Genomic DNA, 26,245 nt, shown 5'->3' with positions numbered 1-26,245 from the left:
CCGAGAAGCGCCGGCCCTCTGCCCTCGCCTAACGTGGCGCCGTGGACCTCACCGCTCACACGGGCTCCGCCCCCGCGCCCGCGTGACAGAGGTACAGGACAACCACACGTACGCTCATGACTGGTCGGACCGCAGCCAGGCGACGCAGACGAAAGCCACGACGGCGACCGCGCGAGAAAGGGATCTACACGATGAGCCGGACCACGAGGGAAGAGCAGCGGTCGCCTGCGCCGCACACCGCCGACGCCCACGACGTGATCCGCGTGCACGGCGCGCGCGTCAACAACCTCAAGGACGTCAGCGTCGAGATCCCGAAGCGCCGGCTGACGGTGTTCACCGGGGTCTCCGGCTCGGGCAAGAGCTCGCTGGTGTTCAGCACGATCGCCGCGGAGTCGCAGCGGCTGATCAACGAGACCTACAGCACGTTCGTGCAGGGCTTCATGCCCTCGCTGGCGCGGCCGGAGGTCGACGTCCTCGACGGGCTCACCACCGCGATCATCGTCGACCAGCAGCGGATGGGCTCCGACCCCCGCTCCACGGTCGGCACCGCAACCGACGCCCACGCGATGCTGCGCATCCTCTACAGCCGCATCGGTGAGCCGCACATCGGCTCGCCCCAGGCCTTCTCCTTCAACGTCCCCACGGTCAGGGCGAGCGGCGCCATCACCGTCGAACGCGGCAACAACCGCAAGGCCGAGAAGGCCACCTACACCCGCATCGGCGGCATGTGCGGGCGTTGTGAGGGCCGCGGCACGGTCACCGACCTCGACCTCACCCAGCTCTACGACGACTCCAAGTCGCTCTCGGAAGGCGCGTTCACCATCCCGGGCTGGAAGTCCGACAGCTTCTGGACCGTACGCGTCTACGCCGAGTCCGGCTTCGTCGACCCCGACAAGCCGATCCGCGACTACACCAAGAAGGAACTGCGGGACTTCCTGTACAAGGAGCCGGTCAAAATCAAGGTCGACGGCGTCAATCTCACCTACGAGGGCCTGATCCCGAAGATTCAGAAGTCGTTCCTGTCCAAGGACCGGGAGGCGATGCAGCCGCACATCCGGGCGTTCGTGGACCATGCGGTCACCTTCACCACCTGCCCCGACTGCGACGGCACCCGGCTCAGCGAGGAGGCCCGCTCCTCGCGGATCAAGGGCGTCAACATCGCCGAAGCCTGCGCGATGCAGATCAGCGACCTGGCCGAGTGGATCCGCGGCCTCGACGAGCCGTCGGTCGCGCCGCTGCTGGCCAAGCTGCTGCACACCCTCGAATCGTTCGTGGAGATCGGGCTGGGCTACCTCTCGCTCGAACGTCCCGCGGGCACGCTGTCCGGCGGCGAGGCGCAGCGCGTCAAGATGATCCGCCACCTCGGCTCCGCGCTCACCGACGTCACCTACGTCTTCGACGAGCCCACGATCGGCCTGCACCCCCACGACATCCAGCGCATGAACAACCTGCTGCTGCGGCTGCGCGACAAGGGCAACACGGTGCTCGTCGTCGAGCACAAGCCGGAGACGATCACGATCGCCGAACACGTCGTCGACCTCGGCCCCGGCGCGGGCACCGCGGGCGGCACCATCTGCTACGAGGGCACCGTCGACGGTCTGCGGGCCGGCGGCACCATCACCGGCCGCCACCTCGACGACCGCGCCCAGCTGAAGGAGTCCGTACGCACGCCCAAGAGCAGGCTGGAGATCCGCGGCGCCGACCGCCACAACCTGCAGGACGTCGACGTCGACATCCCGCTCGGCGTGCTCTGCGTGGTCACCGGCGTCGCGGGGTCCGGAAAGAGCTCGCTGATCCACGGCTCCATCCCCGCCTCCGCTGGCGCCGTCTCCGTCGACCAGTCCCCCATCCGCGGCTCGCGACGCAGCAACCCGGCGACGTACACCGGGCTGCTCGACCCGATCCGCAAGGCGTTCGCCAAGGCCAACGGCGTCAAGCCGGCGCTGTTCAGCGCCAACTCCGAAGGCGCCTGCCCCACCTGCAACGGCGCCGGCGTCATCTACACCGACCTCGGCATGATGTCCGGCGTCACCACCACGTGCGAGGAGTGCGAGGGCAAGCGGTTCGACGCGTCGGTGCTGGAATACCGCCTCGGCGGGCGCGACATCAGCGAGGTGCTGGCGATGCCGGTGACCGAGGCCGCGGAGTTCTTCGGCGCCGGTGAGGCCCGCACACCCGCCGCGCACGCCATCCTCGGCCGGCTCGCCGACGTCGGGCTCGGCTACCTCAGCCTCGGCCAGCCGCTCACCACGCTGTCCGGCGGCGAGCGGCAGCGGCTCAAGCTGGCCACCCACATGGCGGACAAGGGCGGCGTCTACATCCTCGACGAGCCCACCACCGGCCTGCACCTCGCCGACGTCGAGCAGCTGCTGGCGCTGCTCGACCGGCTCGTCGGCTCCGGCAAGTCGGTCATCGTCATCGAGCACCACCAGGCGGTCATGGCGCACGCCGACTGGATCATCGACCTCGGCCCCGGCGCGGGGCACGACGGCGGCCGGATCGTCTTCGAGGGCACCCCGGCCGACCTCGTCGCCGCCCGTTCCACCCTCACGGGTGAGCACCTCGCGGCGTACGTCGGGGCCTGACCGCCGCTCACGTGCTCCCTTCGGGCGGGTCGGGGCGCCGCAGCAGCCGGTCGACCTGGCGGAGCACCCGTTCCAGGTACGCGCGGGTGGTGTCGGGGGCGGCGGGCGCGTCCGGGTCGATGAGCATGCGGTACATCGCCGCGCCCACCACCATGTCGATCACGGTGTCGAGGTCGGCGTCGGCGTCCACCCGGCCGTCGCGGCGGGCCCGCTCAAGCGCGGCGTGGATCAGCCGGCGGCGCGGTTCGATGTACTGCTCGCGGTAGGTGGCCAGCAGCGACGGCCGGGTGACGCTGGAGCCGATGAGCTGGGCGAGGACCGCCCGGAAACGGGGGTCGCCGAAGGTGCGTACCCAGGAGTCCATGAGCCGCTCGTCGGCCGGCGACGCCGCGGCGTCGGCACCGGCCCAGAGGTCGGCCTCCGGGGCGAGCGTACGGGCCCGCTCGATCGCCTGCGTGAGCAGTTCCTCCTTCGACGACCAGCGCCGGTACACGGTCACCTTGGCCACGCCGGCGCGCTTGGCGATCTGCTCGACGTTCGCGCCTTCCAGGCCGCGCTCCACGAACAACTCCAGCGCCGCCTTCATGATCGCCTCGTCGGCCTCGGGGTCGCGCGGTCTGCCCCGGGTGCGCCGCGTCGAGGTCATCGGAACTCCACCCGCCCTCGCGCCGTACCGGCCGCCGGCGGTACGAAATGCGGTGCGTGCCCGGGCCGCAACCGCCAGTCGGGGGTGAGGACGGTGTCCATGTGGGCGCGCAACGCCCGCAGCCCCTCCTCGCCGGGCGTGCCGTCGGCGAAGGCGGAGGCGACCAACTCGGACTGGTAGCGGGTGTTGTCGTGGGCGAACAGCGGCACGACGCCGGGGTCGGAGGCCAGCATCTTCTGGATGCGCCGGGCCGCCCCGATCTGGCGGACCGTGTCGGCCCCGCCGATGGTCATCTGGCGGACCTGGTCCACCGCCAGGTGGGGCAGCGTGTAGAGGGTGTCGCCCATGAACAGCGCGCCGCCTGTGTCCAGACGCAGCAGCACGCACATGTGGCCGGGAGAGTGGCCGGGGGTGGGCAGCAGGATGACGCTGCCGTCACCGAAGTGATCCTGGCCGGCCGGGAAGAACCCGAAGGGCCCGGAGTCGAAGGCGGGGAAGGACAGGTTGTCCTTGACCAGATCGAAGGAGTGCGGATACAACACGCCTTGCTCCCAGTCGCGGCGGTCCATCACCACCGTCGCCCGCGGCAGGTGGCGCAGCCCTCCGGCGTGGTCGTCGTGGACGTGGGTGAGGAACACGGTGGTGATCTCCTCGGCGTCGTAGCCGAGCCGGGCCAACTGTACGCGCAGGTCCTGCTCGGGGGTCATCCGGTATTCGTCGCGCTCGGTCAGCAGGCGCGAGGTCATGTCGTAGTACCCGTCATGATCCCAGGCCTGCTCGCTGTTGACGCCGGTGTCGACCAGGAGGAGCCCGTGCCGGGGATGGTCGATGAGGTAGGCGTGGACGGGCACGGCGATCTGCGCCTTGTCCACCAGGGTGCGCACGTAGCCGTTCAGCCCTTCCCAGCCGTCCAGCCCGCCGTAGAACTGGCCGTAGGTGACGATGGTGTCGCCGGTGTGGATCGGGAACACCCGTACGGCGCCGTCGGCGACCCGCTTCCGCGTGCCCGCGGCGCGTACGGCCTCCTGCCTCTGCCGCTCTAGCCCGGCGAGCACCTCGCGGCGCCGGCCTTCCACCCGGCTGACCGACAGCCCGCTCATCACGCCCAGCACCAGGCCGGCACCGCCGAGGAGGAAGGCCCGCCTGGCCCGGCGGGCGCCCGGGTCGCCCGCCGTACGGCGCCCGCGCAGGAGGGCGGCCACCGCCCACGCCAGGCAGGCCACGGCGGCGAGGGCCGGCAGCGCGGGCAGGTCCGTGACGTGGTACACGACCGCGAGGTAGAGCCCGAGGGTGCCGAGGCCGGCCGGGATTCCGGCGAACGCCGCCACCCGGCGCCGGGTGGACAGCCGGCCGAGCACACCGGGCCACGCCATCGCGACCACGAAAACACCCAGCACCAGCCCGTACGCCACCAGCAGCGGAAGCGGCACGTTCTTCAGCCGCAGGACGACGAGCCAGACAGCGCCGGCCGCGAGGGCGCAGACGAGTAACCCGATCTTGCCCAGGAGCTTCAGCATCAGGCCACCTCATTTCATAAACGCATACGGATGCGTTTACATATTAAGACCCAATGGTCCTGAATCGCCGGCCAGGGGGCGGCGGAGGTGCCAGATGATCACTGCCGGGGTGTCGCGGTAGGCCAGCTCGGCCGCCTCGGGACACCACTGCTGGGCGAGCGGGCCGCCGTGCCCGCCCGGCACCTCGCCCCACCTGGGTTCGTGGCAGGCCACGATCTCCAGCCCGGCCTCCCGGATGGCGGCGATGTAGTCGCCGGCCAGGAAGCGGCCGGCCGGCATCGCCCGCAGGCCGCCGTCCGGCCCGGTCACCTTGGCCACGCCGCCGAGGTAGAGCGAGAGCACGTGGATGTCCGACAACACGATGTGGCCGCCCGGCCTGACCACCTTGGCGAACTCGCGCAACGCAGGCCCGAGAGCCGGTTGGTGGGTCAGCGCCAGCCCGCAGACCACCAGGTCGAAGCTCGTCGGCTCGATCGGCAGGTCGTGCAGGTCCGCTTCGTGGAAGGTGCCGTCCGGGGTCTTGGCACGGGCCAGGGCGAGCATCTCCGCCGACGAGTCCACACCGACGACCTCGTGCCCGAGCCCGGCGAGGAACGCGGCGTGCCTTCCCGTGCCGCATGCGGCGTCCAGGGCCCTGCCCGGGGGCAAAGCGGCGAGGATGCGCCGGACCTGCGGCTCCTCCACCGCGATCAGCGGGTTTTCCTCGGAGTCGTACGAGCCGGCCCACTGCGCGTACCCCTCCACCGTGCTCGCGTGGCCGACGACGGCGCCCGTACGGCGTGCCAGCTCCGGGTCGGCGCACAACCTGCGGATCTCGGCGATCCGCCGCGCCACGAAGTTCTCCTCGCCGCCGATGTCACCTGCCTGGGCGCGCAGCAGCGCGACGCCTTCGAGCGCCAGAAGCCAGGCCAGCGGGTGTACGTGAAAAGGCATGCCGGGGATGGTACGTACCGCGGCCGGGCCCGAACCACCCGATATCGCTGGGGGAAATCCGTTCGCTCGCCCCGCCAGGTGCCGGTTAGGGTCGCGCGAATGGGAGACGTACGTGCGCCTCTGCTGTGGTTGTCAGGGCCGTCGGGGGTCGGGAAGTCCACGGTCGGCTGGGAGGTGTTCGCGCTGCTGAGCCGGAACGGCGTCAAGACGGCGTTCGTCGACGCCGACCAGATCAGCCTGTGCCATCCCATGCCCGAGGGCATGACGCATCGCCTTCGCGCCCGCAACCTCGCTGCGATGTGGCGGAACTTCCAGCAGGAAGGGGGGCGATGCCTCGTCCTCGCCGGCTTCGTCCACACCCCCGAGGAGGTGCGCGAGTACACGACCCTGCTGCCCGGCCTCCGCTTCACGGTGTGCCGGCTGCGCGTCGGGAGCGCCGAGCTCAAAGAACGGTTCCTCGCACGTGGATGGCGTCCGGAGCTGGTGGAGCCCGCGGTAGCCGAGGCGCGGGGCCTGGATCACAGCGACTACGCCGACCTGTGCGTGCCGACCGGCGGATTGACGGTGCCCGAGGCGGCCAGGCTGGTCCGCGAGCGGGCCGGCGGATGGCCTGGCGACCTTCCCGCCGCGACACTCGGGGACGCCGCCGGCCGGCGCAGCCGTCCGCCGGCCGACGACGCGCCGTTTCCTGTGCTGTGGGTCTGCGGCGCCACGGCGGTGGGGAAGTCGACGGCCGGCTACGAACTTTTCACGCAGATCCACCGGAGCGGCGTACGCGCCGCCTACGTCGACGTGAAGCAGATCAGCGCGCTGGGCCCCGGCGCGGACCACCGTGCTCTCAAGGCGCGCAACCTCGCCGCCGTCTGGAGCGGCCATCGCGCGATGGGCGCCCGGTGCCTGGTGGTCTCCGGCGAGGCCGACGACACCGTCCGCGACTACGCCGACCGGCTCCCCGGAGCGGAGATCACCGTGTGCCGCCTGCACGCCGACCCCGAAACGCTGGCCGAGAGGGTCGCGCAGCGCGGCCGGGGAGGAGGTCCTGCCATCCCGGGTGACGAGCTGAGAGGGCTGGACGCCGACGCCCTGAGCCGCGCCGCCGGACGCGCGGCGCGCGAGGCCGAGGCGCTCGACCGCGCGCAGGTCGGCCATCTGCGCATCGACACCGACGGCCGCTCGGTGCAGGAGGTGGCGGCGGACGTACTGGCCCGCAGTGGTGGCTGGCCCCGTCTCACCTGACGTTCTCGCAGCACGGGCGGTCATTCGTGGGGGCGGCGGAGCGCTCGTTGCTCGGCGGCGTCGAGTGCGGGGGTGAGGGGTGCGAGCGTGGTGCGAAGGAGGTCCGCCAGCGAGCCGGACGGCACGACGAGCCCGCTGTTCGTCATGGACGAGGCCGCTGTCTGCAGCCACTGCTCGATCGCCACGCGCACCGCGGCGGCCACGCTCGCCGCGAGCACCCGTGCTGTGTGCTGGTCGTCATCGCCGAGCCGTTCGGCGATCGCGTCGGTGAGGGGATGTTCGATCGCGGTCGTGGTATCGACGAATGCGTCCCGCAACGCGGGGTGCGTGGTGATCAGCAGCAGAGCGTCCCGGCCGGAATCGTCCGGGGCGGTGTACTGATCCACGATCGCCTCGATGACGGCGTCGGCGAGGCCGACGCCGGAGGGCCGGTCGGCCACCGCCGCCGCGACTCGCACCTCCCGCTCGGCGGCGACTGCGGCGACGATCGCGTGTTCGCGGCTGGGGAAGTAGTTGTTGTACGTCCTCGGTGAGACGCCGGCGGCTTCGGCGATGTCGTCGACGCGCACGTTGTCGGGCCCACGCTCAAGTGCCAGCCGCAGGGCCGCCGCCCGCAAGGCGTCACGGGTGGCCTGCTTCTTCTGCTCGCGCAGCCCCGTCCGTCTCATCGTCACCGCCCCAGCATCCCAGCTTTGATGCGTGTACGCAAACTTGCGTACACGCACTTTTCTTGTCTAGCCTGAGCGTCCTCATCCCTCAGGAAAGGATCATCGCGATGAGGGCCAAGGGCATCACCTACGACACCGGTTTGGTCCGCAATGGCGGGTTCTCCCGTGAACGCTTCGACCCGGACGTGGTCAGGCGTGAGCTGGAGATCATCCGGGACGACCTCCACTGCACCGCGGTCCGCGTCATCGGTGGTGATCCCGAGCGGCTGGAACTGGCCACGACGTACGCCGCCGACCTCGGCCTGGAGGCCTGGTTCTCGCCATACCCCCTGGAGCTGACCGCCGAGGAGACGCTGTCGCTGTTCGCCGACTGCGCTGAGCGGGCGGAGCGGATCCGGCGGCGCGGCGCCGAGGTCGTGTTCGTCACCGGCGCCGAGCTGAGCCTGATGAACAAGGGATTCCTGCCAGGCGACACCCAGGAGGACAGGCTCGGACTGCTGACTCAACGAGATCGCCTGGCCGAGCGGGTTGCCGAACTCAGCACACGGGTCAACGACTTCCTCGCCCGCGCCGTCGCGCTCGTTCGCGAGCGATTCGGCGGCCGCATCACGTACGCCGCCATACCGCTCGAGCGGATCGACTGGGTCCCCTTCGACCTCGTGGGCGTGGATCTTTACCGGTCGGCCGAGGTCGCCGACCGGTTCGCCGAGGGCGTGCGCACCCTCGTGGCGCAGGGAAAGCCGGTCGCGATCACCGAGTTCGGCACCGCCGCCTACCGCGGGGCGGGCGACAGGGGCGGCCGCGTTCTGGAGGTTCTCGAATTCGACGATGACACCGGCGCGCCGGTCCGGCTGAACAGAGAGTGCGTCCGCGACGAGGCCGGCCAGGCGACGTACCTGCGGGAGCTGCTGGAGATCTACGAGGACGCAGGGGTCGACAGCGCCTTCGTCTTCCTCTTCGCCATCGACAACTTCCCGCACCGCCCCGACGGCGATCCCCGCGACGACCTCGACCTGGCCAGCCCCGGCATCGTCAAGGTCCTGGACGACCGCCGCGGGGACACCTACCCCGGCATGCCCTGGGAACCCAAGGCCGCCTTCGCCGCCCTCGCCGAGCACTACCGCGGCTGACCGGGCGCTTCATCCGTCCTGCCCCTTGTGCGGGCGAACAAGGAGTACACATGATCAAAGATGTCGTCATCGCCGGCGGCGGTCCGAACGGGCTGATGCTGGCCTGCGAGCTGAGCCTGGCGGGCGTCCGGCCGGTCGTGCTGGAGCGGTTGCCGGAGCCGAGCGAGGAACCGAAGGCGAACGGACTGCTCGGCCAGGTCGTGAAGATACTCGACCGCCGGGGGTTGTGCGAACCCCTCAGCGGTAGCCCGGAACCGCCGCAGCCGAACTCCGCGTACTTCATGTTCGGCGCGATGGGCCTGGACCTGAGCCTGCTGGAGGACAGCCCTGTCTACGCCCTGCCGGTGCCGCAGCGGCGCATCGAGCAGGTCCTGCAGGAGCGCGCCGTCGAACTGGGCGTGGAGATCCGGCGGGGTCACGAGGTCGTCGGCCTGTCACAGGACGACGACGCGGTCACCATCGACGTCGCGAGTCCGGGCGGGGCGTACCGCATGCGCGCCCGGTACCTCGCCGGCGCGGACGGAGCGCACAGCACCACGCGAAAACTCTCCGGCATCGCCTTCCCCGGTGTCACCTACGACCGGATGACCGTGCGCTCAGCGCATGCGACCGTCCCGGCGGGCTGGGTCGATCCTGTGACCGGCGCGCTGGACGTGCCCGGCTACGGCGCTGTTCCACCGTTCCTGCCCCACCGCACCGAGCGCGGAGGGTTCTCCTACGCGCCGATGCCCGGCCACCCGCCGCTGCTCAGCACGACGGAGTGGGACCAGCCCACGCCCGACGCTCCGATGAGCCTTGAGGAGCTTCGGGCGAGCATCCGCCGAGTGCTCGGCGTCGACATGCCGCTCGGCCCGCCCGACGGCCAGGGACCGCACGCGCTGCGCCGGTTGAGCGGCGGTAACACCCGGGTCGCGGAACGGTTCGCCGACGGCCGGGTGTTCCTGGTCGGCGACGCCGCCCACGTGTACGCCGCCACGGGAGGCGGTCCAGGGCTCAACCTCGGCCTGCAGGACGCCGTCAACCTCGGCTGGAAACTCGCCGCCGAGATCCGGGGAAGCGCCCCGTACGGATTGTTGAACAGTTACGAGACAGAGCGCCGAGCGGCCGCCCGGCGCATGGTGCTGAACGCGCAGGCGCAGGCGGCCCTGATCGCGCCCGGCAGCGACGTCACCGGACTGCGCGAGGTGTTCGGCGAACTGCTGCGCGACCCGGACACCGTACGGCGCCTGGCCGGACTCACGGCGGGCGCCGACGTCCACTATGACATGGGCGCAGGCGACGCGCACCCGCTCACCGGCCGGTTCGCCCCGGACCTGGACCTGCACACCCCCGACGGGCCGGTACGGCTCGCCGAGCTGACCAGAACCGCACGCCCGCTGCTGCTCGACCTGACCGAGGACGCATCACTGGGGAAGACGCTCGCGCTTCGGGACGACCAGGTCGAGATCGTCACGGCGCGCTCCCAGAGCCCGGCGCCCACCGCCCTGCTCCTTCGACCGGACTGCTATGTGGCCTGGGCATCCGCGTCGCCCCGGCCGGCTCCCGTGGAGATCGAAATCCTCCGGGCGGCCTTGCGGCGATGGTTCGCGCCATCGCCGTAGCGGCCGCCGCCGTGCAAGGCGCTCCGACGGGAACCAGCACGTCAGGAGCCTCTTCACCCGTACGACTTCGTCACATTCGCGAGCCCGGACTGACCAGCAGCGCGACGCGTTGTGCGGGACTCAGGCGGTCCGGCCTCGGGGCGGCGGCGTAGGCGTCGCGCCCGACCTGCTCCACGGTGAGCGGGTCGGAGAGGGCGGGTCGACGGCTGATCGTGTGGAGGGCGCCGGCCGTTCGCTGGACGGGCCAGTCGAGTGCCGCAGCGAGTTCGTCCGCCGTGAGGGGCCGCGCGGCGTGCACCAGCGCGGCCAGCACCGTCAGCGCGTCGCGGACGGCGGCGTCGGTGAGGCCGCTGTCGTTCATCTGCTCGCTGATCCAGGCGAAGAACTCTGCCATCTGGCCCAGCCGGGCGCCGGAGGGCGTGCCGGCGCCGAAGATCTCGACCCCGTGCCGCGCGGCCGCCGCGACCTCGGCGTGGCTCCCGGTGTCGGCTTTGAACGCCCGGAGCCAGATGTCGTCGTCGACGACGTACCGTTCGCGGCGACCGGAGTCCTGTGTGCGGCTGACCAGTTCCATCGCCTCCAGGTAGCCGATGGCCTTGGAGACCGACGCCGGGCTGACCTGTAGCCGGCGTACGAGGTCGGCGGACGTCAGGCTCCCGGAGTCGGAGGTGAGCAGGCAAACGAACACGCGGGCGGGCATCCGGGGAAGGCCGGTCCCGGCCAGCAGCGTCGCGAACCGCTCCACGAAGGCGCGCACGGGCCCGGCCGGCCACCCGTCCTCAGGCGGCTGCGTGACCTGAACCGGTCTGCGGCGGCGGGCGCGCTGCCCGGCGGCCCGCTGGGCGCGATCGGCCAGGTATCCCCCGGGTGCGCTGTTGCGGGCCACTTCGCGGCTGATCGTGGAGGTGGGTCTGCCCAGCCGCCTGGCGATCTCGGCGTACCCCAGCCCTTCGACCAGCCAGATCGCGATCCGCCGGCGATCGTCGTGGGTCAGCCTGTCTCCGGGCATGGGCTCGCCTTCCTGTCGTCACCGAGTGCGTTCACCAACATTACATTGCAACGATCGCTCGGTGCATTTGCATTAATCGCCAATGCTGTTGCAACGATTGCCAGGGTAGGCCCCCGATTCTCGTTGACCATTCATGAAATGCAACGTAGCCTTTCCGCAATTCGAAAGGAGCGGGGATCCCCTATGGCACGAGTGTTGGATGTGACGCGGATACGAACTCGCGTCTCGGAACTGCTCGCGGCATACCGCATCCCGAGTGCGGCGATCGGCGTCCTCATCGACGGGGAGATCACCGACTTCGCCGTGGGCGTCAAGGACATCTCCACACGGGAGCCCGCGACGACCGGCACCGTCTACCAGTGCGGCTCCGTATCCAAGACCTGGACCGCCCTCGCCTTCATGCAACTCGTCGACGAGGGGAAAGTCGCCATGGACGAGCCCGTACGGACGTACCTGCCAGAGTTCCGGGTCGCCGACCCCGACGTCAGCGCCAAGGTAACGCCCCGCCATCTCCTCAACCACACCAGCGGCATCGAGGAGAGCTACGGAGAACCGGGCGAGGACGACGACGTCTACCAACGCATGGTGGAGAACGTCGCCGGCGCGTGCCAGGTCCACCCCCTGGGCCACACGCACGGCTACAGCGCGGCCCTGGGCTACGCGATCCTCGCCCGCATCATGGAGGTGACCGACGGCGAGCGGTGGGACGACATCATGAAGGACCGCCTGTTCGACCCCTTGGGGCTGATTTCGACGACCACCCGGCGTGAGTACGCGGACCACGATCAGGCCGCGACCGGATACCTGATCCGCTCGCTCGAAGAGGGCCCCATCCCCTCACCGCTGGGCCACCTGCCGCGCGCCTTCGGCCCCGGAGGCAACATCAACACCACGGCCCGAGATCTGCTCACGATGGCGTACGTCTTCCTCAACGAAGGAAAGGCGCCGAACGGGACCAGAATCGTCTCCCCCGGCATCATCCGCGAGATGACGGAGTCGCGGGTGCCCATACCTGACCCGTACATGTTCGGGCCGGAATGGGCTCTCGGCCTCATCGTGTGCGACTGGCACGGCGAAACCGTCTACGCCCACGACGGCAGCGCCGTCAGCCAGAGCGCCCGCCTGCGCATCCTGCCGGAATCGAACATCGCCGTCTCGATGCTCACGAACGCCGGGCCGCGCGACAGCTTCTACCGCAAGGTGTTCAACACCATCCTGGCCGACCTCGGCACGACCACGATCCCCGCCCTGCCGGAGCCCGATCCGGCCCTCGCCCTCGATCCGTCCAGGTATGAGGGCTCGTACGGGCGCCCCGGCATCCGCTACGAAGTGGCGGCCGAACACGGAGAACTCCACCTCAGATTCACCCTGAATCCGATGGAGGCGCAACTCCTCGACAAACCGGAACAACTCGACCATGAGCTGTCTCCGATCAGCGAGACCCACTTCCTGATGCCGTCGGACGACCCGGTCGAGGACCCGCAGACCGTCGCCATCTACGACTTCGAGAACGGCGCAGCGCACTATCTTCACATCAATGGCCGGGTGCATCCGAGAGTGGACGAGGAGGGTGCCACGGTGCACGTCATGGCGGTTTCCACGATTTCCGACCGCGACGGCTTCTGGAATCGCCTCAAGCAGGCGTTCGGCCGGCTTCCCCAGGGTGCCAGGTGGACGCTGGCGGTGGCGAGCGCCGACGGGTCGAAGGCGGTGAACGTCATCGTCCATGACTCGATCGACGGCGTCAGGAGCTTCTTCGAGGACCACACCGCCGGGTTCGCCACGACGGAGTACTTCGAGGCCGACGCGTCCAACGCCGTCGGCCTCCCGACGTAGCCCGGCTCGCCGCACAGGGTGCTGCGCCATCACCCAGCTCGTCCCGGCCGGGCGTGGGTGTTCGTCTATTTATGGATCTCGTAGCGCAGAATCACCATGCCGTTCCCGAACGAGGTGCCCTCGATCAGCTTCAGGTCCTGCCGGTCCCCGAAGACGCGGGTTCCCTTGCCGCGTGACACTGGACAGACGAGCAGGGTGATCTCGTCGACGACGCCGGCGTCCAGCAGGGAGCGCATGAGGGTCAAGCTCCCCCACATCCAGATGTCCTTGCCGTCCTGCTTCTTGAGCTCACGAATGGTGACGGCCGCATCGCGCGTCACCGTCGCGGCGGGAAAATCTCCCCAGGGAGCGTCGTCCAGCTTCGACGAGGCGACGAACTTGGTGAGGTTGTTGAGCTTCTCGCCGTACTCGCCCTGCTCGTCGGCGTACGGCCAGTAGTCCTTGGACTGGGCGTAGGTGTTCGCGCCGAGAATCAGCGTGTCGACCCTGTCGACGAACCCCGTCACCTTCGCCTGGAACGCGGAGTTGGTGGTCTCGGAAAAGGGCTCCCCTGACACGAAGCCGAGGCCGCCGTCCTCCTCCGCGGCGATGTTGTCGACGGTGACCCACTGCTGGACTATGAGCTTCCTCATCACTGACGGTGCCTTTCGAGTGTCTGCCGGTCTGAGCAGATCCGCCGGTACGGAGCCTTCGTGACACGCGCCGGAGGAACTGCAGCGGTTCTTCTTCTCGGGGACGGAACGGCACGCGGGTTCTCGACGTCCTGCCACAACTTTTCTCTGGCGATCTGCAAAGAGTGCTCGCACCACGCGGCGCCCGCATACGGCGTGATGAGCGCGTCCGGCCCGATCAGCGGTGCAGCCGAAAGGCATGTCCTGCTGACAGCCGTTCGACAAGGGTGAGTACGGCCTGTTTCCCACCGTTCGTCCCCGCCCAACGACTCACCTGGCAGGCGGCTTCGGCGTACACACGGTGATCCGCTGATGCCGCGCGCAGCCAGTCGCCGAGTGTCACCGGCAGGGGGCGGCGGGAGTCGAGCAGGCAGCGGTCACCGGCAGGGGCGAGGTATCGCGGATCGTCGCTGACCAGGACGGCCAGCCCTTCGTCGAACCACTGCGGGACTTCGGCGCCGTCCAGGCGGACGTGAAGCTCCACATGGGTCAGCTCGTGCGAGGCGATCACGGGATCGACGCCGCGCGGCGACAACATCACCGACCGGTTGAGTACGGCGATGCCGCGTTCCCGGCCGCCGCCGATCCTGCGGTAGCAGTCGTCCGTCAGGCATACGAGGACGTCGGGAGCGCTTGCCCGCCCGCCGAAGAAGTCACGCACCCGCTGGTTCGCCTGCTCGACGACCTCGGCCACGTGCCGGCGCTGGGCCGGCGCCAGGCCGGGTTCGGCGTACAGGCCGGAACGCAGCCGCTGCAAGCCATAACAGCCGGGACAGGTGGTGGCCGCGACCGACGGGAACGCGATCGTGGTCACCACCACGGCCACGGCGAGGAGGACCGCGGTGAGCGTGCCGGCGATCCACCACCCTCTACCGTGGCGGCTCGCCCTCCGGCGGATCAAGGGCATGTGAAACCTCCGTGAGGAGCGGGCGGCTGAGCGCGGGGCCAGGCCGTGTTCGTAGGCGTAGACGACGGCGTGCACCCGCGTGGGAGGCCCGAGTGTGCGCAGAGGACTCGCGACGTGAATCTTGACGGTGCCTTCGTCCGGCGCGGGGACAGCGTAGTCGATCGCGCCGCCGTGACGGAGAAGCGCGATCTGCTCGCCGGGCCCGCCGGTGTCGACCAGCAGCACGCCCTTCTTGCCGGCCTGGTCCTGGGCGGGCAGCCTGGCGAGCCCGATCGTGACGTTCCGCCCTGATCGGCGGGCACCCTCACCTGTGCGCGCTGCAGCCCGTCCCCGCAGTCCTGCCATGACAGCGGCGTGGTCGTGACAGGGGCGACGCCGGTGACCGCACCGATGGGGAGTGAGGCGACGATATGCATGCTGGAAAGGAGGGCCGGGGCCGTGCTGCGTTCGTGTCCCTCCTTCTGCATATCTTCTGCCCCGAGCCTCGGTGGCCGACGCCACACGCCGCAAAGCTAGGCCGGGGCGGAGCCCGCCAGCCCTTCGCGGAAGGCGATGGCCGTCGCCTCCGTGCGGGTGGCCGCGCCCAGTTTGGTCAGGATGTGGGAGACGTGCACGCCCGCCGTGCTCGGCGAGATGTGCAGCCGGGCGGCGATCTGCCGGTTGCTCAGGCCTTCGGCGATCAGCCTGAGCACGTCGTGCTCACGCTCCGTGAGCCCGTCCTGGGCGGGCCGGGGCCGCCTCAGCAGGGCTATCTCCCGGGTGAGCGGCGCGGCGCCCAGGGACGCGGCCAGCCGCGCGGCTTCCCTGAGGCGGGCCGTTCCGTCCGGCCGGTCGCCCGCCGCCAGCGCGGCCCGAGCGCCGTGGTACAGGCTCAACGCCAGCTCGTACGGCTGCCGCAGTTCCCGCCAGGACTCCGCCGCGTCGTCCCAGCCGTCGTCCTCGATCAGCGCGTGCAACATGATCTGCCAGGCCCGGTCGAGCCGCCCGTCCACACCGAGCGTCGCATCGGCCGCGGCGAGTTCGGCCTGCCGTTCCGCGACCCGCTGCCGCAGTCCCTCGCCGGCGCCGTGGGCAAGCCGTGCCCGCTGCGCCAGCGCGCCGGCAACCAGAACCGGCCGGGCGTCGCTGCTGTAGATCCGGGTGAGCGCCGGATCGGCCAGCGCCCGGTCCAGGAGCAGGTCGGCCCGCTCCGGGTCGCCCTGGGCGACGGCGAGCAGGCAGAGCAGCTGATGGCGGAGGAACAGGCTGCCTCCGCCGTCGTGCTCCACGGCCGCCGCGGCGTCGGCCGCCGCGGACACATCCCCGCGCAGCAGCGACAGGTAGCCGGCGAGGACGAGCAGGGCCTGCCGCGACAGCGGTGGCGGATCCTCCTGGAGGCTCTCCCGCAGGACGGCGGCCGCCTCGTCCCACTCCCCGGCCAGGATCAGGCTGCGCCCGGCGTAGCGCGCGAGTTCGGCGCCGCGGCTGCGGCCCAGCCCGTACCGGCGGGCGTGGCGGATGCCGTCGCGGGCCGCGGCGATGGCGCGGCGCTGGTCGCCGGCCTTGGCGTGCAGCATGGCCTCATACATGGGGACGGTCATGAGCAGGTCATGGCTGTCGAGCCGCTCGGCGAGCGTACGGGCTTGCGCCAGCATTCCGAGGTCGCGCGTCATCGAACCGACGCCCAGCAGCCCGCGGACCGTGACCGTGGGATCGCCGGTGCGCCGGCCGATCCTGAGCGCCTCCTCGAACGGCTCGCGAGCCCTGTCCACCTCCGGCAGCAGGCCCATGGCCAGCACCCCGAGCAGCCGGCCCCGCTGGACGCTGTCGGGGGCGGCGGGCATGAGCTCCAGGGCTCGTTCCCAGTCGGAGACGCCGGTCGCGTCCAGCCGGTGCCGCAGCCTGCCCCGGTGCTCCAGCAGCTGGGCGGCCCGCTCGGGCTCGCGCCGCTCGTCCACGACGGCCAGCCCGGCGGTGGCGTAGTCGATGCCGCGGACGTAGTCGCCGCTGAGCATGCAGGCCTCGGCCGCGCCGGTCAGGACGTCGATCCTGTCGACCTCCAGGTTCACGTCCGGGTCCCAGAGTTCGAGGACCTGGTCCAGCAGGCGGACCTGCTCCTCGTAGGCGTGGGTGCCGCGCGCCCGGCACGCGGCCAGGTGCGCGGCGGACAGCGCGAGCCCGCGATTCCCGGCGGCGTAAGCGTGCGCCGTCAGCTCCGCGTGGGCGCCGGAATCGCGCAGGGCCTCGGCGTAGCGCGCGTGCAGGCGTGCCCGCTCGCCCGGCAGCAACTCCTCGTACACCACATGCCGGATCAGGGCGTGGCGGAAGTCGTAGCCGTCCCCTGCCGTGCGGAGCAGGCTGCGGTCGACGAGCTCGCGCAGCAGGGCGTCGAGCCCGACCCCGTCCTGCCCGGCCACCTCCGCCAGCAGCCGGTGGCCGACCCGGCCGCCCGCCACGGAAGCGATGCGCAGCAGCTCGCGAGCCGGGCCGGGCAGCGACCGTGGACCGTGGAGCAGCAGGTTGCGCAGGCTGTCCGGAGTCCGCTCGCCGGCGCGGGCGAGGGCCTCGACGAACAGCGGGTTGCCGTCGCTGCGTTCGTGGACACGGCGTACGGTGGCCGCGTCCGGCTCGGCGCCGAGGATCGCGGCCAGCTGGCGGCTCACGCCCTGCCGGTCCAGGCGGTCCAGCCGTAGCGCGGTGGTGCGCGGGCGGCGGGACAGCTCGGACAGCAGCGGCCCGAGCAGCCCGTCGCCGGTTTCCTGTGACCGGTAGGTGATCACCAGGAGCACGCCCGTCTGGGTGAGGTTCCTGGCCAGGAAGCCGAGCAGTTCGCGGGTGGCGGCGTCGGCCCAGTGCAGGTCCTCGATGGCGATGACCAGCGGCTGGTCCGCGGCCACCCGCTCGACCAGCGTCAGGACCTCCTCGTACAGCCGGTGCTTGCCGCCTTCCGCGTCGCCGGCCTCGCCGAGCTCCGGGAACCAGCGGGCGAGCTGGCGGTAGGGCCCTGGCAGCACCCCTTCGACCCGGATCAGCCTGCGCAGCACTGTCACGAACGGCGCGTACGGCAGGCTGTCCCTGCCCAGCTCCGTGCAGGTGCCCTCGACCACCCGCACGGCCGGATCCAGCGACCTGGCGAACTCCGCCAGCAGCCGCGACTTGCCGATCCCGGCCTCTCCGGTCACCAGCGCCACTGCCGGACCCTGCTCGACAGCGGCGTCCAGGGCCGCCGCGAGCTCCGACAGCTCCTCGTTCCGGCCGACGAACACCGGACTGACCACCCGTTCCGCCATCACTGCGCCAGCATATAAATACACAGATCACCTGATGTGCGGCACCTGTTCACCCGGCCACGCTCGAAGCATGACAGTCACGCACCCACTGCGGACCATCGGTGCCCATGAGTTCGACGCGTGGGCTCGCATGGTCACCACGACCTACGGCCAGGACTGGTACGAGGGCGGCCTCAGGAACGCCGCCTCCTCCATCGACCCCGGACGCACGATCGCCGCCTACGACGGCGAGGCGATCGTCGGCGGCGCGTCGATCTACGGCCGCGTCATGACGGTCCCCGGCTGGACGGCGCCCGTGTCCGTTCCCGTGGCCGGCATCACGCTCGTCGCCGTCCTGCCCACGCACCGGCGTCGCGGGATCCTCACCGCGATGATGCGCAAGCAGCTCACCGACCTGTACGAATCGGGCGGCGAACCGATCGCCGCGCTCAACGCCGCCGAGGCGACGATCTACGGCCGCTTCGGGTACGGCGTCGCCAGCCACGTGGCCCAGATCCGGGGGGACAAAAGGTTCATGGCTCTGCGGCCGGGCACCGACCTCGGCGACGGAACGATTCACCTGCTCGGCCGCCAGGAGGCCCGGCCGCTGCTGGAGAAGGTCTACGACACCGCCCGCCGTGATGGGGTCGGCTGGGTCGACCGTACGGACACGTTCTGGGCGGCCCGCCTGGCCGACGGCGAACGTGCGCGTGAGGGCGGGACGGCACTGCGCTTCGCCTTCCACACCGAGCCCGGCGGCGAGATCACCGGCTACGCCCTCTACCGCTCCAAGCAGGAGCTGGTGCAGGTCATCGAGGTCGCGGCCACCACCAGGCAGTCGTACGCCGCCCTGTGGCGCTACCTCATCGATCTCGACGCTCACGCCGGTCTCACCTACGACGGCGCCGTCGACGAACCGCTGAAGCACCTGCTGGCCGACCCGCGCGCGGCTCGCACCACCGTGGTCGACAACCTCTGGGTCCGCCTGGTGGACGTGGGGCGGGCGCTGGCGGCACGCCGGTACTCGACCTCGCTGGACCTGGTCCTCGAGGTCCAGGACACGTTCTGCCCGTGGAACGCGGGCCGCTACCACCTGCGTGCCGACGAGGAGTCCGTCACCTGCGAACGTACGCCGGCCCGGCCCGACCTGCGGCTGACCTCAGCTGAACTGGGCGCGGCCTACCTGGGCGGCACCACCCTGTCGTCCCTGGCAGCCGTTGGCCGGGTCGAGGAGCTGCGCCTCGGCGCGGTCGCGGCCGCCTCGCTCGCCTTTCGCGGCGAGCGCGAGCCCTTCCACCCCTCGGGCTCGGCCTTCCCCGCCTTCTGATGACCGTCACGTTCCGAGGCCGGACACGACCCCGACAAGGCACCGGATCGGTCCGCATCACACCGTGCGCCGTCCTGACACGAAACCAGCACGATGTCCGGCCGGAAGCCGGAACCGCACACAAGGGAGACATGCCACATGCGCACTAACAAGCTCGGGCGCACCACGACGGAGGTCACCGAACTGGGCTTCGGGGGTGGGCCCCTGGGCGGCCTGTTCGAACCGCTGGACGACGACACCGCGGCGCGGGCGCTGGCGGCCGCCTGGGACTCGGGCATCCGCTACTTCGACACCTCACCCCACTACGGCATCGGGCACTCCGAGCGCCGCATCGGTGAGCTGCTGCGCGGCAAGCCGCGGGCGGAGTTCACCCTGTCGACGAAGGTCGGCCGGCTGCTGGTCCCGCAGGATCCGCAGGGCCGGATGGACGAGAGCTTCGCCGTGCCGGCCACCCACCGCCGGGTCTGGGACTTCTCACGCGACGGCATCCTGCGCAGCGTCGAAGACTCGCTGACCCGCATGGGCGTCGACCGGATCGACGTGCTGTATCTGCACGATGCCGAAAAGCACTTCGAGGCCGCTCTGCGCGACGGCTACCCGGCGCTGGCCGAGTTGCGTTCCGAGGGCGTGGTCGGCGCCGTCGGCGCGGGCATGTACCACCCCGGCAAGCTGACCCGCCTGGTACGCGAGACCGACGCGGACGTAATCCTGCTGTCGGGTCGCTACACACTGCTGGACCAATCCGCTCTGGACGAACTGCTGCCGGCCTGCGCCGAACGGGGAGTGTCGGTCCTGGCCGCCTCCGTCTTCAACTCCGGCCTGCTGGCGACCGAACGGCCCGCCGAGGGCGCCCGGTTCGACTACGCGCTCGCTGGTCCGCGGCTGCTGGAACGGGTCAACCGGATCGCGGATGTCTGCGAGGCGCACGGAGTGACCGTCCCCCAGGCCGCCATGGCCTTCCCGCTGCGTCACCCCGCGGTCGCGGGCATCGTGGTCGGCATGCGATCGGCGCAGGAGGTGCGGGCCGATGCCGCCGCGTTCTCAGCCCACGTACCGGCGCGGTTGTGGTCGGATCTGCACGACGAGGGCCTGCTGGACGAACGCGCCTCGACGGACGTGGTGCCGTCCGGCCCGCCGGGGCCACGCCTTGCGTGCCGGCCCGCCCCGTGATCGGCGCGCTCCGGCTGTGCCGCGGCAAGGCCGCCGACGCCCGCGGCGCCGGGCCCTTCACCGCCACCGCCCTCGCCCACGCGGCGGACGCGGGCGCCACCGGGACTGTGATCGCCCGCGCCGACAGCCAGTTCTACAACGCCGTGCGAAGCTTGGTCCGTGTGCGACCAATCAACACCGTTCGTCGACGCGCCGGCTACCGATCCGGCGCTGCTGAGGACGCTGGCGGCCGCTGGTCTGCCAGCAACCGGGCGCTTTCTTCCAAAGGCCGGCTGGGTTAGCCGCGTGTGGGTCGGCGACGAATACGTCGTACGACTGAGCAACGGACAGTACCGCGACTCGTTTCGCCACGAGGCTACAGTCGCCAAGCTGCTCGCCGGCAGCGAGGTCCCACACGCCCGGACCCTCGCCCACGGCGACGGCCCGGACGGGCCGTGGTGTGTCTCCGAACGCGTGCCCGGCCGAACCATGTACGAGGTATGGCCGGCGGCGGACTCGCACACGCGCCAAGCAATGATCGAAAGCCTCGGCTTGGCGCTGCGCGCACTTCACCGCGTTCCTGTCACGGCCGACCTGCTGCCGCCCTGGCTGGCCGACGCGCTCGCCGGCAAGCCGTGGCCTGCGTTCCACCCACCCGTAGTGAGTGCGGCGCTCCAGCAGGTCGAGGCTGCCCGGCGACTGCCCGGTCATGACTCGCGCCTGCTCGCGGACGTCGCCGATTGGATCCAGGAGCGGCTGGCGTTGTTCGCCGCCGACGAACCCGTCCTCGTCCATGGTGATTTGCATGGATCCAACGTGATGGTCGACCAAGGACGCGTCACCGGTCTCATCGACTTCGCGGAGGCAGTGGCTCAGCCAGCGGATGTCGAGCTCGATACCATCCTGCGCTGGTGCGCGAAGGCGCGAGAGTACCCACCCGCACCCGACGAACGAGGGCTCGACGAGACCACACTCACAGAAGTCCCCGGATGGCTGCACGGCGCGTATCCGGAGCTGTTCGAACGCGAGCATCTGCGCGAGCGGTTGCTCTTCTATGACATGTACGTGGAGCTCGCGCTATACGCACACCACCCCCAGCCTGACATACGCGAAGCGGCGCAGGACCGCATCGCTCGCCTGCTTTCCGGCCATAACCATCTAGATGGACTCGTCTGGTAGGTCGTCGTCTTCGCCCCTACACGGGACATCGTGACCTGCACCCGAATCTGGGCGCGTGTCGCGGGGCAGGTGTCACTCAGGGTGTCAGCCCCAGCTCACGCAGTTGAGCGGGCCGCGGCGGCCGCCAGCCGCTGGTGTCGAGCTTGGCCAGTTGCGCCTCGACGTCGACGTTGATGACGCCGAAGAAGTTGATGTTGTCGCTGTGCCTGGGCGAGATGTGCGACAAGATCTCGTTGTTCACCGCTCTAGAATAATATTCGGTCGTCCACGCGACCACCGAGTTGGTCAGCAGGGTCAGGCGCCACGCCTGCTCGGTCTGCTGCTCCAGATGCGGGCGGGCGATCGTGCCCTGCTGGGCAATCAGCGAGGCGGTCGCCTGACCGTACTCCGGCGACCCGGCCATCCGCAGCAAGTCCGGCCAGCACTCAGCCACCAGGTCCTCATTCCAGCGCGCGCCCAATAGTGGTCCGGCGTGCGGGTAGCGCTTGGCGATCTCGGTCGGGGTGTCCGTCACGAACCAGAGTAACCGGGGTCAAGTCCCGCATCCGCGGCGTGAGCGCCTTACCGACCAGGTAGAACAACGCAACGTGCCGTACCGGGCAAACCGAACGAACGTAGCGGCTGTGATCATCAACCCGCCGCAGGAGGTCAACCCCATCCATTACCGCAGGTCAGACGCCACTTCGTTGAAAATTCTTCATTGCTACCGGGACCCCCTTCCGTCAGCCGCTAGGCCCCCACGGCGGCAGAGAATTGGACATCGGTATTTATCTGCGCATACCATCTTTTATCTATGCAGATAAAACGGAAGGCGTCACGCGACTCCGCCATCAACGTCACCCGCCGCGCACAGATCATCAAGGCGGCCATCGACACCATTGCCGATCTGGGCTACGACAAAGCGTCGTTCGCCCGCATCACCGAGCGGGCCGGGCTCAGCAGCCCGCGGCTGATCTCCTATCACTTCGCCGGTAAGGACGACCTGATCAAGGCCATCGTGCAGGACGTCTACCAGTCGGGTGCCGCGTTCATCCTGGGCAGGATGGAGGCGGAGGAAACGGCGCCGGGGCGGCTCAAGGCGTACCTGGAGGCGAATCTGGAGTTCCTGAGGGATCACCCCACGGAGATCGCGGCGCTCACGGAGCTCGGCTCACACCTTCGCAACCCCTCAGGCGAGCGCTCTACGACGGCCGAACACCAGGAGCCCGGCGTACAAGGGCTGGCGGAGCTGCTGCGGGATGGGCAGCGTACCGGGGAATTTCGCGACTTCGACCCCAGGTCCATGGCTGTGCTGATCCGCGGCGCGATCGAGGCGGCGGCGTCCCGGGTGAGCGGGAGCCACGCGATCGACATGGACTCGTACACCCGCGAGATCGTCGCCACCTTCCTGGCGGCCACCACGGGGAAGTCGCCGCGATGACATCCCTCTCCGGCGCTGCGGCCACCCGCAGGGCCATGTACAGCGTGCTCGGCTTCGAGGTGGCGGGCCCGTTGGCGATCTTCTACGGGCTCCGGGCCGCCGGTGTGAACCAGTGGCTGGCCCTGCTGGCGGGCGGCGTGCTGCCCGCCGGGCGAGCCGTGCACAGCATCGTCAAGGAGCGGCGGGTCAGCGGCGTCACCCTGTTCGTGCTGGGCACGATGTCGCTGACGATCGCCATGTCGTTCGTGACGGGCAGCGCCCGCGTGCTCCTCGTCCGAAATGCCTGGGGCAGCGCCGCGATGGCCCTGTGGCTGCTGCTCAGCCTGCTGCGGCCCAAGCCTCTCCTGTACGAGGCCCGGATGTTCATGGACCGGGAGAAGCAGGCGCTCTGGAAGGCGAGCTGGGAGGACTTCTCCGGGTTCCGACGCACGCTCAGGGTGTTCACGGCCATCTGGGGGGTGGCGTTCGCGGTGGACACGGCGATCCGGGTGCTCATGGCGCTGACCCTGCCCATCGACCTGGTCCCCGTGCTCGACGACGTCCTGCTGGTGGTCACCCTGCTGGCCCTGATCACTCTGCAGCGCTTCTGGGGGCCGCGCTACCTGCGCAAGCATGGCCTCGCCATACGCGGCGGCGTGGAGGTCCACCGGCTCGACGAGGAGGAGCGGTCATGACCGTGGCACTCATCACGGGCGCAGGCGGCGGGATCGGCTCGGCCATCGCACGGCGGCTGTCCCGTGCCGGCATGAGTGTGGCCGTGGCCGACCGTGACGCCGTCTCGGGGGCAGCCGTCGCGGAAGAGGTCGGCGGCCTCTTCATCCCTCTGGACGTGACGAGGCCGGAGGACAACCAGGCCGCCGTCGCAAAGACGATCTCCGTGTACGGGCGGCTGGATGTGGCCGTGCTCAATGCCGGCGTCCCCGGCCAGTGTGGCCTCCACGACTTCACCCCGGAGCGCTACCGCGAAACCATGGCCATCGACCTGGACGGCGTCGTCTATGGCCTCGACGCCTGCGTCCCCGCGCTCCGCCCGCGAGGCGGCTCCGTCGTCGTGGTTTCCAGCCTCGCCGGGCTGGCCTCCTCCCCTGACATCTTTTACGCCGCCGCCAAGCACGCCCTGATCGGACTCGTGCGGTCGGCCGCCATGCTGCTGTCCGCCGACGGCATCCGGGTGAACGCGCTCTGCCCTGGCCTGGCGGACACCCCGATCATCGCGCCGTTCCGCCAGTCTCTCGTCGACGCGGGCCTCGTGATCGCCGACCCTGACCAGATCGCCGAGACGGTGGAACTGATCCTGGCCGACAAGCGCACAGGGCTTGCCTGGGTGGCCCAGGCGGGACAGGCTGCGGCACCTGTCGAGTACCCGCGGGTGACGATCGCCGGCACAACAGGCGAAACCTCCGGGCACGGGCGATAAATTCGGTGGTGTCCCGATGTCCGCTCGAGCTACCGTTACTGCAGGTCAGCGAGTGGACAAGCGCGCTGTCCCCGTGGACTCGCGGCGAGGCAGTCGAGCTGGGCGTCGAGGGACTGCCGGGCGGTGGAGGCGCGGGCGTAGCCGAGGCGGACGTGGCCAGTCGGCTCCATCGTTATCTAGTGTTCTCGAGCGAAGTAGCTGGTCAGCCGCATGAAAGCTTGTAAGGCATGTCAGGCAGACGGTTGGCCGTGCTGCCGGACCGAGATCCGAGTGTCTGACGATAAGGGGGTGGTGGCGTTCACCCGGGCCGGCGACCATCTCCAGATGACCGTTGACGAGAGCGCAGATGCGCAGCGAGGTCCTCTGGCCGGCCGTGTTGCGGTGGTGACCGGCGTGAGTCGGCAGGCCGGGATCGGGTTCGCCCTGACACGGGAACTGCTGGCCGCAGGTGCCAGGGTGCTGGTGCAGTCCTGGACACCTCATGACGCTGATGAGGTATGGGGTAGTGACCCGGCAGGGATGGCTGGCGTGCTGGAGGTTCTGGGCGGACTGGGCGACCGGTTGGCGCATGTCCAGGGCGGGCAAGCTGCGGCTGAAGGCCACCTCCAACGACGATTCGGTGCTGGCCGCGCTGGCGCACGCTCGTGAGCACTCACCCAAGCGCCGCGACTTCATCCCGCTGCCCCCGGCGGTGGAGGAGGACGAGCCGGAGTCGGGCATCGCGTTCGCCTCGGGCAACTGGCGGCGCGCGGTGACCGACCGGCGCCGTCCCGGCATGGTGGCGCGCCGGCATTTCGAGGCGATGGTGTTCTGTTACTTGGCCGAGGAACTGCGCACCGGCGACGTGGCCGTGCTCGGCTCGAACGAGTACGCCGACTGGGGCGCCCATCTGCTGCCCTGGGAAGAGTGCCAGCCGAAGCTGGCCGCCTTCTGCGAGAAAGTCGGCCTGCCCGACACCCCCGCCGGTTTCGTCGCCCACCTCAAGGACGCCCACCTGAGCGCGGCCGCGCCCTACCTGCGGGCCCACATCAGCCGCTTCGGCGCGTACGCCACCGACGAGCTGCGCCATCGGCCGGATCCGTTCGACCCCCTGCTGAAAGAGGTCGACTTCACCGACGTTGAGCTGGCCGCGTGATCTCCGAGGCGCTGGCGGGGCGTCTGCGCGGAGGCGGTTCAGCGGTCCCGGCAGCGTGCGGTCATGCCCGAGATGCTGACGCTAACGCCCGATGCCTTGGCGATGCTGCTGGAGGGCAACCAGCGGTTCGTCGCCGGCGCGCCGGAGCATCCCAATCAGGACGCCGCCCGCCGCGCCCAGACCGCGCTGGAATTTCCTGGCCATTGACCACCGGGACTCACAGCCTGGCTGCTGCCGGCGCGCTCCAGGTTCGGCATGGCCGGGAAGGTGTCCGCCGGGCCGCGTGCGGTGCGCGAACTCATCCGGCCTCGTGCTCGTGAGGCCGGATGAGCCGGTGCTATTGAGCGGTCATCGTGATCTCGGCGGGCACATCTCCGCTTTCATTTCCTTGGTGAGGATGGTGATCGGGTTGCCCCAGTCGCCGTTGATGTCGGAGACGAGCATGTGCTTGCCGTCTCGGGTGCCCATCGCGTACGTCCAGGAGCCGCCGTTGCCCCAGACCATCACGCCGCAGGAGAGCTTCTGAGCTTGTTCTTTATCCTCCGGATTGTTGTAGTGCTGCGAGGGTGCGGCCGCGTTTGACGGTTTTGCTGACGTCGTAGCGGGGTGCGGGGCGGCGGTTGGGTATGCC

21 protein-coding genes and 2 pseudogenes are annotated in these 26,245 nt (G+C 70.2%); 13 read left to right on the top strand and 10 right to left on the bottom strand.

The annotated features are described in order from the left end of the window. The first annotated feature begins 191 nt into the window (after window positions 1-191). Window positions 192-2,585 (top strand): ATP-binding cassette domain-containing protein, encoded by a 2,394-nt coding sequence (locus GUY59_RS28525; RefSeq protein ID WP_138202773.1) that lies wholly within the window; start codon window positions 192-194, stop codon window positions 2,583-2,585. A gap of 7 nt (window positions 2,586-2,592) precedes the next feature. Here GUY59_RS28525 and GUY59_RS28520 read toward each other — a convergent pair whose 3' ends face one another. Genes GUY59_RS28520 through GUY59_RS28510 form a run of 3 tightly spaced genes read right to left on the bottom strand, consistent with a single transcriptional unit; the run spans window position 2,593 to window position 5,681 of the window. Continuing rightward, a complete protein-coding gene (locus GUY59_RS28520) occupies window positions 2,593-3,231 on the bottom strand; it encodes a TetR/AcrR family transcriptional regulator (RefSeq protein ID WP_138202771.1) in 639 nt (212 codons plus the stop codon). Continuing rightward, window positions 3,228-4,748, bottom strand: a complete 1,521-nt coding sequence (locus GUY59_RS28515; protein WP_138202769.1) for an N-acyl homoserine lactonase family protein — start codon at window positions 4,746-4,748, stop codon at window positions 3,228-3,230. The genes GUY59_RS28520 and GUY59_RS28515 overlap by 4 nt, the downstream gene beginning before the upstream one ends. Before the next feature lie 36 nt (window positions 4,749-4,784). Further along, window positions 4,785-5,681 (bottom strand): class I SAM-dependent DNA methyltransferase, encoded by an 897-nt coding sequence (locus GUY59_RS28510; protein ID WP_138202767.1) that lies wholly within the window; start codon window positions 5,679-5,681, stop codon window positions 4,785-4,787. A 99-nt stretch (window positions 5,682-5,780) separates the two neighbouring features. Here GUY59_RS28510 and GUY59_RS28505 point away from each other — a divergent pair, with 99 nt between their 5' ends. Then, window positions 5,781-6,917, top strand: coding sequence for an adenylyl-sulfate kinase (locus GUY59_RS28505; protein WP_138202765.1), 1,137 nt, complete (start codon window positions 5,781-5,783; stop codon window positions 6,915-6,917). A gap of 20 nt (window positions 6,918-6,937) precedes the next feature. On the opposite strand, the gene GUY59_RS28500 is transcribed toward GUY59_RS28505, so the two are convergent. Next, on the bottom strand, window positions 6,938-7,585 hold the full coding sequence (locus GUY59_RS28500) for a TetR/AcrR family transcriptional regulator (protein WP_138202789.1): 648 nt from the start codon (window positions 7,583-7,585) through the stop codon (window positions 6,938-6,940). A gap of 107 nt (window positions 7,586-7,692) precedes the next feature. Between GUY59_RS28500 and GUY59_RS28495 the strand changes: the two genes are divergently transcribed. Beyond that, entirely contained in the window at window positions 7,693-8,715 is a 1,023-nt protein-coding gene (locus GUY59_RS28495; protein ID WP_138202763.1) for a hypothetical protein, read from the top strand. A 50-nt stretch (window positions 8,716-8,765) separates the two neighbouring features. Then, window positions 8,766-10,316, top strand: a complete 1,551-nt coding sequence (locus GUY59_RS28490; protein ID WP_138202761.1) for an FAD-dependent monooxygenase — start codon at window positions 8,766-8,768, stop codon at window positions 10,314-10,316. Window positions 10,317-10,386: 70 nt separating this feature from the next. On the opposite strand, the gene GUY59_RS28485 is transcribed toward GUY59_RS28490, so the two are convergent. After that, window positions 10,387-11,325: a GbsR/MarR family transcriptional regulator gene (locus GUY59_RS28485; protein WP_138202759.1), complete on the bottom strand. Its 939-nt coding sequence runs from the start codon at window positions 11,323-11,325 to the stop codon at window positions 10,387-10,389. Window positions 11,326-11,508: 183 nt separating this feature from the next. Between GUY59_RS28485 and GUY59_RS28480 the strand changes: the two genes are divergently transcribed. Beyond that, window positions 11,509-13,161: a serine hydrolase domain-containing protein gene (locus GUY59_RS28480; protein WP_138202757.1), complete on the top strand. Its 1,653-nt coding sequence runs from the start codon at window positions 11,509-11,511 to the stop codon at window positions 13,159-13,161. Window positions 13,162-13,226: 65 nt separating this feature from the next. On the opposite strand, the gene GUY59_RS28475 is transcribed toward GUY59_RS28480, so the two are convergent. The 3 genes from GUY59_RS28475 to GUY59_RS28465 form a co-directional block, all read right to left on the bottom strand. Beyond that, complete coding sequence (locus GUY59_RS28475) at window positions 13,227-13,793, bottom strand: dihydrofolate reductase family protein (protein WP_138202755.1); 567 nt, start codon at window positions 13,791-13,793, stop codon at window positions 13,227-13,229. Window positions 13,794-14,010: 217 nt separating this feature from the next. Further along, on the bottom strand, window positions 14,011-15,084 hold the full coding sequence (locus tag GUY59_RS47690; protein WP_201761448.1) for a hypothetical protein: 1,074 nt from the start codon (window positions 15,082-15,084) through the stop codon (window positions 14,011-14,013). Between the two features lie 167 nt (window positions 15,085-15,251). Then, complete coding sequence (locus tag GUY59_RS28465; protein WP_236667595.1) at window positions 15,252-18,008, bottom strand: helix-turn-helix transcriptional regulator; 2,757 nt, start codon at window positions 18,006-18,008, stop codon at window positions 15,252-15,254. A 70-nt stretch (window positions 18,009-18,078) separates the two neighbouring features. On the opposite strand from GUY59_RS28465, the gene GUY59_RS28460 reads away from it, so the two are divergent. The 3 genes from GUY59_RS28460 (at window position 18,079) to GUY59_RS28450 (ending at window position 21,642) form a co-directional block, all read left to right on the top strand. After that, entirely contained in the window at window positions 18,079-19,314 is a 1,236-nt protein-coding gene (locus GUY59_RS28460) for a GNAT family N-acetyltransferase (RefSeq protein WP_138202751.1), read from the top strand. A gap of 138 nt (window positions 19,315-19,452) precedes the next feature. Beyond that, entirely contained in the window at window positions 19,453-20,484 is a 1,032-nt protein-coding gene (locus GUY59_RS28455; protein ID WP_138202749.1) for an aldo/keto reductase, read from the top strand. Between the two features lie 159 nt (window positions 20,485-20,643). After that, window positions 20,644-21,642, top strand: coding sequence for a phosphotransferase family protein (locus tag GUY59_RS28450; protein WP_138202747.1), 999 nt, complete (start codon window positions 20,644-20,646; stop codon window positions 21,640-21,642). Window positions 21,643-21,718: 76 nt separating this feature from the next. Here the strand turns inward: GUY59_RS28450 and GUY59_RS28445 are convergent, their stop codons facing one another. Then, window positions 21,719-22,156 carry a Tn3 family transposase gene (locus GUY59_RS28445; RefSeq protein ID WP_138202745.1) on the bottom strand — a complete coding sequence of 146 codons (438 nt, stop codon included), beginning with the start codon at window positions 22,154-22,156 and terminating at the stop codon, window positions 21,719-21,721. A 279-nt stretch (window positions 22,157-22,435) separates the two neighbouring features. Here GUY59_RS28445 and GUY59_RS28440 point away from each other — a divergent pair, with 279 nt between their 5' ends. From GUY59_RS28440 to GUY59_RS28420, 5 genes and pseudogenes are all read left to right on the top strand, one after another. Further along, a complete protein-coding gene (locus tag GUY59_RS28440) occupies window positions 22,436-23,062 on the top strand; it encodes a TetR/AcrR family transcriptional regulator (RefSeq protein WP_138202743.1) in 627 nt (208 codons plus the stop codon). Then, a complete protein-coding gene (locus tag GUY59_RS28435; protein ID WP_201761447.1) occupies window positions 23,059-23,736 on the top strand; it encodes a VC0807 family protein in 678 nt (225 codons plus the stop codon). Before GUY59_RS28440 ends, GUY59_RS28435 begins: the two co-directional genes overlap by 4 nt. Continuing rightward, window positions 23,733-24,479 carry an SDR family NAD(P)-dependent oxidoreductase gene (locus GUY59_RS28430; protein WP_138202741.1) on the top strand — a complete coding sequence of 249 codons (747 nt, stop codon included), beginning with the start codon at window positions 23,733-23,735 and terminating at the stop codon, window positions 24,477-24,479. Before GUY59_RS28435 ends, GUY59_RS28430 begins: the two co-directional genes overlap by 4 nt. Window positions 24,480-25,062: 583 nt before the next feature. Continuing rightward, a pseudogene (locus GUY59_RS28425) lies at window positions 25,063-25,488 on the top strand (Tn3 family transposase); the annotation flags it as partial. Window positions 25,489-25,677: 189 nt separating this feature from the next. Beyond that, a complete protein-coding gene (locus tag GUY59_RS28420; RefSeq protein ID WP_201761446.1) occupies window positions 25,678-25,821 on the top strand; it encodes a hypothetical protein in 144 nt (47 codons plus the stop codon). A gap of 141 nt (window positions 25,822-25,962) precedes the next feature. Here GUY59_RS28420 and GUY59_RS49075 read toward each other — a convergent pair. Then, window positions 25,963-26,245 (bottom strand): annotated as a pseudogene (locus tag GUY59_RS49075) (hypothetical protein); the annotation flags it as partial.

The organism is Nonomuraea sp. K271 (assembly GCF_009908215.1).
Classification (GTDB): domain Bacteria; phylum Actinomycetota; class Actinomycetes; order Streptosporangiales; family Streptosporangiaceae; genus Nonomuraea; species Nonomuraea longispora.
Note: the sequence above shows the minus strand (reverse complement) of the source record. Positions and strands in the feature narration are given on the sequence as shown.

Bases quoted from the DNA above. Each gene is read 5' to 3' on its own strand.
- GUY59_RS28440 (WP_138202743.1), top strand. From the start codon at position 22,436: ATGCAGATAAAACGGAAGGCGTCACGCGACTCCGCCATCAACGTCACC.
- GUY59_RS28465 (WP_236667595.1), bottom strand. From the start codon at position 18,008: ATGGCGGAACGGGTGGTCAGTCCGGTGTTCGTCGGCCGGAACGAGGAG.
- GUY59_RS28455 (WP_138202749.1), top strand. From the start codon at position 19,453: ATGCGCACTAACAAGCTCGGGCGCACCACGACGGAGGTCACCGAACTG.
- GUY59_RS28435 (WP_201761447.1), top strand. From the start codon at position 23,059: ATGACATCCCTCTCCGGCGCTGCGGCCACCCGCAGGGCCATGTACAGC.
- GUY59_RS28520 (WP_138202771.1), bottom strand. From the start codon at position 3,231: ATGACCTCGACGCGGCGCACCCGGGGCAGACCGCGCGACCCCGAGGCC.
- GUY59_RS28430 (WP_138202741.1), top strand. From the start codon at position 23,733: ATGACCGTGGCACTCATCACGGGCGCAGGCGGCGGGATCGGCTCGGCC.
- GUY59_RS28515 (WP_138202769.1), bottom strand. From the start codon at position 4,748: ATGCTGAAGCTCCTGGGCAAGATCGGGTTACTCGTCTGCGCCCTCGCG.
- GUY59_RS28480 (WP_138202757.1), top strand. From the start codon at position 11,509: ATGGCACGAGTGTTGGATGTGACGCGGATACGAACTCGCGTCTCGGAA.
- GUY59_RS28475 (WP_138202755.1), bottom strand. From the start codon at position 13,793: ATGAGGAAGCTCATAGTCCAGCAGTGGGTCACCGTCGACAACATCGCC.
- GUY59_RS28510 (WP_138202767.1), bottom strand. From the start codon at position 5,681: ATGCCTTTTCACGTACACCCGCTGGCCTGGCTTCTGGCGCTCGAAGGC.
- GUY59_RS28485 (WP_138202759.1), bottom strand. From the start codon at position 11,325: ATGCCCGGAGACAGGCTGACCCACGACGATCGCCGGCGGATCGCGATC.
- GUY59_RS28505 (WP_138202765.1), top strand. From the start codon at position 5,781: ATGGGAGACGTACGTGCGCCTCTGCTGTGGTTGTCAGGGCCGTCGGGG.
- GUY59_RS28420 (WP_201761446.1), top strand. From the start codon at position 25,678: ATGCCCGAGATGCTGACGCTAACGCCCGATGCCTTGGCGATGCTGCTG.
- GUY59_RS28490 (WP_138202761.1), top strand. From the start codon at position 8,766: ATGATCAAAGATGTCGTCATCGCCGGCGGCGGTCCGAACGGGCTGATG.
- GUY59_RS28495 (WP_138202763.1), top strand. From the start codon at position 7,693: ATGAGGGCCAAGGGCATCACCTACGACACCGGTTTGGTCCGCAATGGC.
- GUY59_RS28500 (WP_138202789.1), bottom strand. From the start codon at position 7,585: ATGAGACGGACGGGGCTGCGCGAGCAGAAGAAGCAGGCCACCCGTGAC.
- GUY59_RS47690 (WP_201761448.1), bottom strand. From the start codon at position 15,084: ATGGCAGGACTGCGGGGACGGGCTGCAGCGCGCACAGGTGAGGGTGCC.
- GUY59_RS28460 (WP_138202751.1), top strand. From the start codon at position 18,079: ATGACAGTCACGCACCCACTGCGGACCATCGGTGCCCATGAGTTCGAC.
- GUY59_RS28525 (WP_138202773.1), top strand. From the start codon at position 192: ATGAGCCGGACCACGAGGGAAGAGCAGCGGTCGCCTGCGCCGCACACC.